This window comes from Capnocytophaga granulosa ATCC 51502 (genome assembly GCF_000411115.1).
In the GTDB taxonomy this organism is placed as follows: domain Bacteria; phylum Bacteroidota; class Bacteroidia; order Flavobacteriales; family Flavobacteriaceae; genus Capnocytophaga; species Capnocytophaga granulosa.
The window spans coordinates 17,800-27,237 of the sequence record NZ_KE150244.1 but is presented as its reverse complement, the minus strand read 5'-3'; the positions used below and the strand labels follow the sequence as shown (position 1 = coordinate 27,237).

Sequence of the window (9,438 nt, the reverse complement as noted above, 5' to 3'; positions counted from 1 at the left end):
ATTTGAGAGAGGGAATAGCCCTGTAAAAGTTGGTGTTGTTGAAGTTGAGGAAAAAGAAGAAATTTTGGATCCTATAGATGAAAATATTTCATCAAATATAATTGTAAAAAAAATTTATGAAATAGATTCTTTTAATGATGATACGCCACTTTCTATTAAAGAAGATAGAAAAATGGAGGAAATTAAATTACATACTCTTAACGCTATATACATTGATAAAACGAATATTTCCATAATACTTAATATTGTTAATAAGGAAAATATTCAAGGTTGTTTTATTTATCCAATAATAACAAATATACCTGACATTGAAAAAGATCCAGAACAATACGAAGAAAGTATTTCTGATGTAGATTTTTCTGTATCAATGATAGAGAATAAGAATTGGTATAAAGAAAACACTATTGGGAAAAATGTAACAGAAATAGATTTGAGATTGATGTTTAACAAAAAAACATACGAATCTCTTTATTTAGACATTTTTACCTTCAAAGAAACACTAACTCCACAACATCAATTAAAAATCAAAATAGAATTTAAGAAAATAGATACATATCGTATATACTATGATGGAAATATTGAAAAATATATTTTTAATAATTTACCTTATGATAAAGAAAAAAAATATCAATATGTTTATCATGATGAAGAAGGCAATGAGCACGAAATAGGTATCTTTAAATTTATAGAGACAACAGAAATGAAAAAGGGTAATATTGCTGGAACCAAGAAAGTTGAGTTAATAGATATTAGAGAATTTAAAGGTTATGACAATAATGGAGTTAAATTAAAGTTTTTAACAATAAATACAGATTCTAAGCGGTATTATATAAATCCTGATTGTTATGCAGGATTGCTTGGGGCAATGGCTAAACTAAATATAGATTATTTAGGTTTTAATGGATTTAGTAATAATAAAGCAGGTTCTTATCCCAGCACATCACATTTTAATGGTGAAAAAGGAGATTTAAGATATTTATCTACAAATAGAAAAGGAGAATCAACACATTTGGAATATTCTTATTTTGATGTAGAACAACAAAATAAATTTAACGATGCATTATATTTATTTGGTTGGGGACGACTAGAAAAAATGTATTCCGAATATTTTACTTACAATGGTAATAGTAAATATCTTTTAAATCATACACGACATTTAAGAATAGATGAAAAACGTGATGATAAAGGTAAGATAATACAGAAAGAAGTTAGACACCACCACCATTTACATTTAACTGGATTTGACCATAGTTTAATTAAAATAATAGAAGAATGAAGGAAATAATTTTATTTTTATTACTTGCTGCTAATTTTATAGCTTGTAAGCAAAATACAAATTCCATAGATAAAAAAACAGAAAAAGAAGAATTTACTGTAACTAATTCTGAAAAAGAAGAATTTACAATAACTAATTCTAAAAAAGAAATTTCGTTTGATGATTTAGAAGAAGTTTCGTTGCCTTTTTGTATAAAAGGTAGTTATGTGAAAGATGATTTGTATTATGTAGATATTGATAAATTTTTAGGCTTTCATAAGTTAAAAAAATCTCTAAACAAGGAAGTAAATGCCCTTTTTCATAAAGGTACGATTGATTTTATAACTAATGAAGAAGTTTTGATAGCTTACCCCTATTATCAAGAAAGTGAGGACTCTCCTCCTTTTGCTGTAAAGAAAATACAAATAAATGATTCTATAACTACCGTTCTATATGGATATATACGAGTAAATGAATATTCAGTACCGCGTATAGAGCTGCAAACATTTGATAAACAAGGGAATTATATAGATAGTATCATTCTTTATTATCGTCTCGCTGATGAATGTTCAGGAGAGCGAACATTTTGTATTGATAAAAACTTTAAAATAAAAATACAAACAGAATTTGGGTGTACTGCAATTGAAAAAGATGATGAAGATTTTAATTTTGAACAGACTGATACATTTAAAATCACTGAAACAGGAAAAATAGTGAAACAATGAAATTAATTTATCATAGGAAAGAATAATACATTTTCTTACCTTTGCAAACAATAAATAAAACAAGATAGAACAATGAACAATCTACTCACCCATTATCCTGTGAATTGGATAGACGGAATGAAGCTAAGCAGCAGCCATTTTACTGCTGTGCAGGACTTTGTTACCGATAGCCTTAGAGATGCCATAGCCCTGCAAACCACAGACCTTAACTACGGCTTACAACCTATGGCAGGTGATACCATCAAGATGCACGTATTGATGGATCACTACAACCAGTTGCAACTAACTCTTGAGGAGTGCCACGCCGTTACTCCCAGCGGAATACGCATACAGATAAGTACCTCACAAGCAGGACAAACCTTAACCCTCAGCAAGGATATGACAGAGATAAAAGGCAATACCACCTTCTCTGTGTTTATCACTGCTGAATTGTTTAAACCTACCCCTTACGGAGAGGCTGAAGCGCAAGAATACCCACCACGTATTCCCTTTTTGCGCCCTACTTACTCCCTTTACCTTTACACAGATGCAGAGTTAAAGAATAAGGACTTGGGTGATGATTACCTTATGATAGGCAGGGTGATTATGGACAATGGACAAGTGCGTTTGGACGATACCTATATACCCCCTTGCAGCTGTGTGATAGCACATCCTTCCTTACAAAACCTCTACCATCGCATTCGCAGCTTTTATGCAAAGATGGAGAACTATGCTATACAAATCTCACAGAAAATCCATATCAAAAAGCAGAATAATGAACTCTCAGCAATGATAGACAAGATAGATGAGCGTATGTTGATGTTTTTAGGGCAAGAAATCAATCGTTTTGAACTGCTGTCGCCTTATAACCCACCTTGCGAATTACTGCTTTCAGTAACAGCCTTTGCACGTATTGTGAAGAACTTTACAGATGCTCATTCAGGCGCAGGCAAAGAGGAATTGCTGAACTATTTTTCTGAGTGGTGCAACCTTACCCAAGGTGCTTTTGAGCAGGTATTCAATACCCTTATCAACACCCACTACAACCACAACCATATCCGCAAGCATATCAAAGTAACAGAAGAGTTTATGGACTTGATAGAAGACCTGTACAACAACCTAAGCCGCTTGGATTATATCGGTAAAAAACCTGATGGCGGTATATTTGTGGCTGAAACGACCAACGAGAACCAAGATATAGTAAGGCGTACCCGCAGCCTCTTGGTAGATTAATTTGTTAAACAATTAAAGTTATAAATACTATGGAAATAGTCAATAAAGAACAACGCACAAAAGCCTATTGGTTTTTCGTCCTCTTTTTTGCAATCACAGTTGCCATTGTAGTGGTTGCGATGTTTGCCAATGTGCACTTCCCTTTTGAGGAAAACAAACTGCTTAAGGAGAAGAACGCCAAGTTGGAAAAGGATATCGCCATACAAAACCATTTCGCTGCTGATTTAGAGAAGGTAAAAGTCGCGATGGACTCCATTGGGGTATCCAATCTTAAAGACGATTTTTTCAATGAGAAATTAGCTTTTTCTATTTTGACAGATATGTACAAGCCTTTCCTAAAAAGTGATACACTGACCAATAAGAATATGTACAACAACACCATTCTTATTTGTAAGCAGTATATTGATGCTAAAAAACACATCAAAAAACTTACTGCTGATAGGGCTTTGTTGGATAGCCTAAACGACATCAATCAGATCCTACAAGAGGAATACGATAAGATGAAAGTAGACTTAGAGGTTTGTAAGCAACTATATCAAAATCAGTAAGTAAGCCAATGCAACAGAGAACGTATATCGCTATAGCCTTTGCACTTTTAAGTTGGCTTACCACAAAAGCACAGTCCTTACCTTTGCCACAACCCAAGGTAATTGAACAGTGCGATGTCAGTCAACCTAAAACCAAATTAAACGGCTTGCCGTATGTAAATGTCCCTCCTATGTACCTGAGAGTGGACAATGAGGAGTACACTTACGCCGCTTTGCAATTAGGAAAGAGGAAAAATAGCATCTTTTTGTTTTTGAATATACTTGCCCCTTCTACTTGCCTGAAAAAGGAAAAAATTGTAGATGTCTATTTTGAGTCAGGAGAGATGATAAGCCTCAAGAATCAGTATCCGCTCAATTGTGATGGTTATTTTGTAAGACAACTAAGCCGCTCAGAGCTTAAAAAGATGCGTAATGATAAGATTACAAAGATTTTAGTGTATTCATTCCAAAAGGTGTACGAGTTCTATCTGGGAGAAGGTGGAGATAAAGAACTCAAAGAACACTTAAAATGCCTTTATTACTATCATTTAACCACTAATTAAGAGCCGTTATGTCCTTTATGGAGCTAGACCTAAATATCCGAATGAGTGAAAACCCGCTGGCATTAAACAAGAGTGATGCGGGAGAGGAGGTAGTGGTAGTACGTGAGGAAAGCAGATTTAAACAGCATACCATCAGTATGCTTATCTCAGATAAGGAAGCAGGCAGTGTGCAGCTCAATATAAACGGTACTTTATTAGAAGTGCCTACCTACAAACTCACTATAACCGATGATAAAACAGAAGAGATAAAGGTGTTTCAGATAACAAGGGATATACCTCACTTTACAGAAGAAAAGCAGCATAAAAGCCTACTTTCATTTATAGGCATCAAACGATTTGACACAACTTCGTATTTGTATGAGAATATCTGCTTTGAACCAGACAAAGAGGGTATCACCGAATACACACTAAGCAAACACCGAAGGAAGACCGAAGACAGCCTCTCTTATACTTTTACTCATCAGGGTAAAAATATACTCTTATATGCAGGCGATATTAAAAACTTTCAAAAACCCCAAGATGTGGATTATTACTTTGTCATCGTAGATGCCCACAATGGACAGAGTTTTATGGGTGATATACACTACCGTGAGCAGCTACTCAAACTCACCCCAAAAGTACAATTGCAACTTATCAAACGCAAACAACTCACCAAAGAGATAGAGTACACCCAAAAGGGAGAGATAAAAAAGAAAATATATTTATGATGATGAAAGGCACTTACTACAAAACCCCCATAGACTTCAAGGCACTGATAGAGAAGCGCGACCTTGCCAAGACCACCTTAGAGACCTCTATTGACCAGCAACTCTTCCTACTGGCTACCACAGCTTGGGGAGAATGCAAGTTTGATGAAGGCTTTGGCATAGGCTTTTGGGAGGTAGACTTTGATATGCTTAAAAGTGATGCCAACCTTAAACTCTTGGTAAAAGAGAGTTTAAAAGAATCCATACAGCGATACGAAAAACGTTTATTCGTGCAAGAGGTTGAAGTAGGGGTAACCAATCAAAACCTGAGTACCTTAGAAAAGACCCGTACAAAGAAGAAAGTAATAATCTATATCAAAGGATTTATAAGAGAGACTAACAACCCTTATGAGTATAGAACACACTTGTTTATAGCACCTTTGTCTTATTAATAAACACATCTAAAAATGAATTAAAGATGAATCAAGATAGAATAAGAGACCGCATATTAAGACGGGCTTCACGTATGTGGGGCTATAGTGAGAGCGAAACAGAGAACTCCTTTGACCCCTTGGTGGGATTACTGATTTCGGCTTGCGCCTCAGAACTTGAAAAACTCAGCTTTGAACAAGAAAACTCACGCGCAAGGATTATAGACCGCATTTTAGAGGTGATGTTCCCTGAAGAAGTCGCTGGGGCACTCCCTGCGCATACACTATTACAAGTGTACCCTTCTCAAAACAACAAGCCTATCTCATTATATAACAGCTTTGCAACAAAGAAAAGGATTCAGAATATCTATAACCCCCAAGAGAATAAAGAAATAGACATCACTTTTTTCCCAACGATTCCCTTAAAACTCACTACTACCAAAGTAAAATATATCGCTTATGGCAATGAACTGATAGAACAAGAGAGCTTTTTCTTTGATGAGCAAATAGCCAAAGGAATAAAACCACTCCCAGTAGGTGAGCTATGGATTGGAATAGAAAATACCAATAATGAACCTTTGGAAGACCTTCAGTTTTTTATCAATGTGAACAACAATGAACATAAAGAACTCTTCTATCACTATTTAAAATTAGCTACTGTAAGTGCTCAAAACAAGAAGTTTACGCTACTCAATGGATACAATGTTGCAGATAAACACCTTGATTTAGAGCATATCATTACCAAAAATAATAACTCATTAACCTCTATATACAATGAGGTCAATCAATTCTATCAGCCTAATTTCTATACCCTTAAAGGTGTATTAGAACCTATTAATTCAGATAGAGATGAAGAAGTGGTATCTCAGTTATATAGTCATTTTCCTAATATAGAAGAGCAGATCAAGGAAAACATTCAGTGGATTAAATTAGTGTTCTCCACGGTAGTACACTCAGAGGTTTTTCGCAGTGTCCGCTTTATGCTCAATTGTGTGCCTGTCATCAACATAGGACACAGAAAATTCTCACAAATGCTCAAAGGAAGTCTTAATATATTTCCATTACCCACAGAGCATCACTTTTTGGATATTGATTATATTATTGATAGCTACCAGAATAGAATTGACTTAAAAAACCACCAAAGCAAAGAGCAAGACACCGTTGCAGTGGTGAGACGAGGAGGAGTTGCCCGACTTGACAACAGAGAGGCAACCGAGCTATTGCAATACCTTTTAGAGGTTATAAAAAATGAAGCTGCAGCCTTTGCTGCTGTTGGAGGCGATTACACTAAGGATGTGCTAAAAGAGATTTTTCAGCATATAGCCTCTTTGGAGCAGAGAAAAGATAAACAAGGTATCGTAAAGGATAACAATACATATCTTATCATTTCCACTACTAAGAGCGAAGAGCAAAATAACTGTGAGGTAGCTTTTTGGCATACCTCAGGAGCAGAAGGCAATGGACTAAGGGCGGGAACAAAATGTAGTCCACCTGCTCAAAGTTCTTATTTTACAGCCCCTGCCACTATTCTAAAAACCTCTGTGGGCGGTAGAAACCGCCTCACTTCTGAGGAAAAACTCTTAGAGCTAAGAAGTGCGCTCCTCTCTCGCGGTAGAATAGTAACCATTGCAGATATAGAGACCTTTGGGATGAGCCATTTTAAGAGAGCTATAACCGCTATTGAGGTAACAAAAGGTACTAAGAAAGAAGTCTCTACGACCCAAGGCTTTAGCCGTACCATAGATATTTACCTTACAAAGAGTGATACTGTAAAGAATATGGAGAGAGAAGAATGGGACTACCTTAAAGAGAGTTTTATGCTAAAGCTAAAAAACGCCTCTGCTAATATGTACCCCTATCGACTTTTTGAGAGGGGGTAAGAACTCCCCCCTCACCCAATGGCTTATATGCACACTATATAAACACTATGTATGTAAATTCCGTATATAAGATGTATATAGGTTTGCGAGTTATCTACTTTTGATGGTGGAATATCACAAAAAACTCACAAACGTTAAAGTTTTGTTAAACTTGATAAAAGCTCTTGTGTGTTAAATAATATTGCGTAGTTTTGCACCGAGATACATCTATAGATTTATCCATTCTTGGATTTGAATGGGAAAGTAGGTGCGAAAAAGTGTAATAAAGAAACAATATTAACTTAATACATAAATACTATGGCAGTTAGTAGTAAAGGTATAGGCGGAAATGAAGTCCCCTTAGATGCCAATGAGGCAATTGCAGACATTCCTCAGAATAGAACCCTGATAGCACAAAAGCTAACAGCAGATGACCCCATCAAGCCAGAGCTGGTAGAAGGGCTTACTACTGTTGAAAAAGTGTTTGAACATTTTAAGCCACACGTAAATATAGATTTTGAGGATGCCCAAGGGGCAATGAAGAAAGAAACGCTTTCTTTTGCTAATCTGGGAGATTTCGGAGTAAAAGGCATTACAGCGCAAAGTAGCTTTCTTACAGGTTTAGAGACAGAAAAAGACCAATTGCAGAAAATTGTCAAGCAACTCAAGAGCAATAAAGTGCTCAAGGCAGCTTTAGAAGACCCTGAAGCCAAGGCGGCGCTGCTCAGTACCTTGCAGGGACTAATTGGTGAATTAGAAGAAAAGAAATAGTTTAGTGATTAATTTAATATATTAGAAACAATGGCAGATAATGCAGCTAAACAAACACAAGGTGCTCCCTTAGCGCAACAAGGGAAACCTGTTTCAATAGAAAAATCCATTGAGGCTTTAGCACGCTATGGCGGATTTGACCTTTTAGAGAGTTCTATTGAGAATATCCAAAATGTAAATCCTGAGCGCAAAGCGCGTAGAAATATCTTTTTATCAGAGGCTAACAAAGCCAAAGAGCGCGAGACCTTGAAAAAAACTTTAGAGTTATGGCTCAATGTACTTAGCGATAATGAAACAATCACTGATATGGTTGCCTCTTGTGAGGATCAGAAAAAAGCCTCTGAGGAATTACTCACAAAGAACTTGGCTTATGCAGTAGACGCTACCAAAGAATTAGAAGCTAACTATCGTACAGTAGCCCTATTCTATAAAAACACCGAAGAAGATAAGGTTAAGAATGTAACGATTGTCAATGCTACTCTTGACCAGTTAAAAGATTTAGACAACACCCGTTTTATTGATGCTGTCCACGCAGAACTTACTGATAATTACGATAGATTAGACCTTAAAAACAACTACTCTATCTTGGTTATACCAGGTTACTTAGGTTCTAATGCAGTACTTGAGAAATGGGCTAAAATAGCACATAGCAATAAGGTAATGCTCGTTACCGACTTCCAACACTTGGATGAACCAGATGATGTAATGGAAATGTTTGACGAGGCAAATCACACAGGAGGGGATGTATATCGTTCTAATGTACTGATGACTTGTAATTGGCTTGTAGGTCGTGGGCGTTTTGAAGAGATAGAGGAAGCAGATGATTTATTTGTACCCCCTTCAGCAGCTTTGGCTGGTAAGATTTACAAGACATTGATGTCTCAGGTAACGGCGGGTAAGAAATTTGGGGGTATCAATGAAGTAGAAGGAGTAAAGTTTGATCTTAAGAAGAGCGAGATCGCGAACTTAGAGAGTTTAGGACTTATCCCAATGGTCAATGAATACGGTAAGGTAATGGCATTTTCAGCCAAAACCTTATTCAATGGGGATAATATAGGTTTGCAGACCTATTCAGTGGTACGTGTGTTTGACTATGTAACCAAAGTACTGATGGACTTTTTGAACAGACGTGCTTTTGAGAACTATTCCTCAGTAACCCGCAAAGAGATTATGGGACAGATAGTGCGCTTTTTAGACAGCATTACGGGTCCTTATAAGCTGATTGAAAAGTTTGAAATCAAACGATTTGAGCAAGATGCTATACAAAAAGACAAAATCCACTTGGATATTCATATGACCCCTTATTTCCCAGCAAAGAACTTCCTCATTAAGATGGACGGACAAAAGGGAGATGATGGCAACGAGTGGGATGTAGAATATGCACAGAATTAAAAAAGAATTAGAAAATA

At 36.2% G+C, this 9,438-nt stretch carries 9 protein-coding genes and 1 pseudogene; all 10 read left to right on the top strand.

Annotated features, from left to right (window positions below; genetic code table 11):
* Positions 1 to 1,276 (top strand): annotated as a pseudogene (locus HMPREF9331_RS13085) (hypothetical protein); the annotation flags it as partial.
* Positions 1,273 to 1,980, top strand: a complete 708-nt coding sequence (locus HMPREF9331_RS04710; protein WP_016421315.1) for a hypothetical protein — start codon at positions 1,273 to 1,275, stop codon at positions 1,978 to 1,980. The pseudogene HMPREF9331_RS13085 and the gene HMPREF9331_RS04710, both read left to right, overlap by 4 nt.
* Before the next feature lie 72 nt (positions 1,981 to 2,052).
* Positions 2,053 to 3,192: a type VI secretion system baseplate subunit TssK gene (locus tag HMPREF9331_RS04705; RefSeq protein WP_016421314.1), complete on the top strand. Its 1,140-nt coding sequence runs from the start codon at positions 2,053 to 2,055 to the stop codon at positions 3,190 to 3,192.
* Between the two features lie 29 nt (positions 3,193 to 3,221).
* Positions 3,222 to 3,740, top strand: a complete 519-nt coding sequence (tssO, locus tag HMPREF9331_RS04700) for a type VI secretion system TssO (RefSeq protein ID WP_016421313.1) — start codon at positions 3,222 to 3,224, stop codon at positions 3,738 to 3,740.
* Between the two features lie 8 nt (positions 3,741 to 3,748).
* Positions 3,749 to 4,282, top strand: coding sequence for a hypothetical protein (locus tag HMPREF9331_RS04695; protein ID WP_016421312.1), 534 nt, complete (start codon positions 3,749 to 3,751; stop codon positions 4,280 to 4,282).
* Between the two features lie 17 nt (positions 4,283 to 4,299).
* Positions 4,300 to 4,989: a hypothetical protein gene (locus HMPREF9331_RS04690; protein ID WP_115596353.1), complete on the top strand. Its 690-nt coding sequence runs from the start codon at positions 4,300 to 4,302 to the stop codon at positions 4,987 to 4,989.
* A complete protein-coding gene (locus HMPREF9331_RS04685; RefSeq protein WP_016421310.1) occupies positions 4,986 to 5,420 on the top strand; it encodes a GPW/gp25 family protein in 435 nt (144 codons plus the stop codon). The genes HMPREF9331_RS04690 and HMPREF9331_RS04685 overlap by 4 nt, the downstream gene beginning before the upstream one ends.
* 26 nt (positions 5,421 to 5,446) lie before the next feature.
* Positions 5,447 to 7,279 (top strand): type VI secretion system baseplate subunit TssF, encoded by a 1,833-nt coding sequence (locus HMPREF9331_RS04680; protein ID WP_016421309.1) that lies wholly within the window; start codon positions 5,447 to 5,449, stop codon positions 7,277 to 7,279.
* Positions 7,280 to 7,576: 297 nt separating this feature from the next.
* Positions 7,577 to 8,029, top strand: a complete 453-nt coding sequence (locus HMPREF9331_RS04675) for a hypothetical protein (RefSeq protein ID WP_016421283.1) — start codon at positions 7,577 to 7,579, stop codon at positions 8,027 to 8,029.
* 30 nt (positions 8,030 to 8,059) lie between these two features.
* On the top strand, positions 8,060 to 9,421 hold the full coding sequence (locus HMPREF9331_RS04670; protein ID WP_016421282.1) for a DUF5458 family protein: 1,362 nt from the start codon (positions 8,060 to 8,062) through the stop codon (positions 9,419 to 9,421).
* Positions 9,422 to 9,438: the final 17 nt, after the last annotated feature.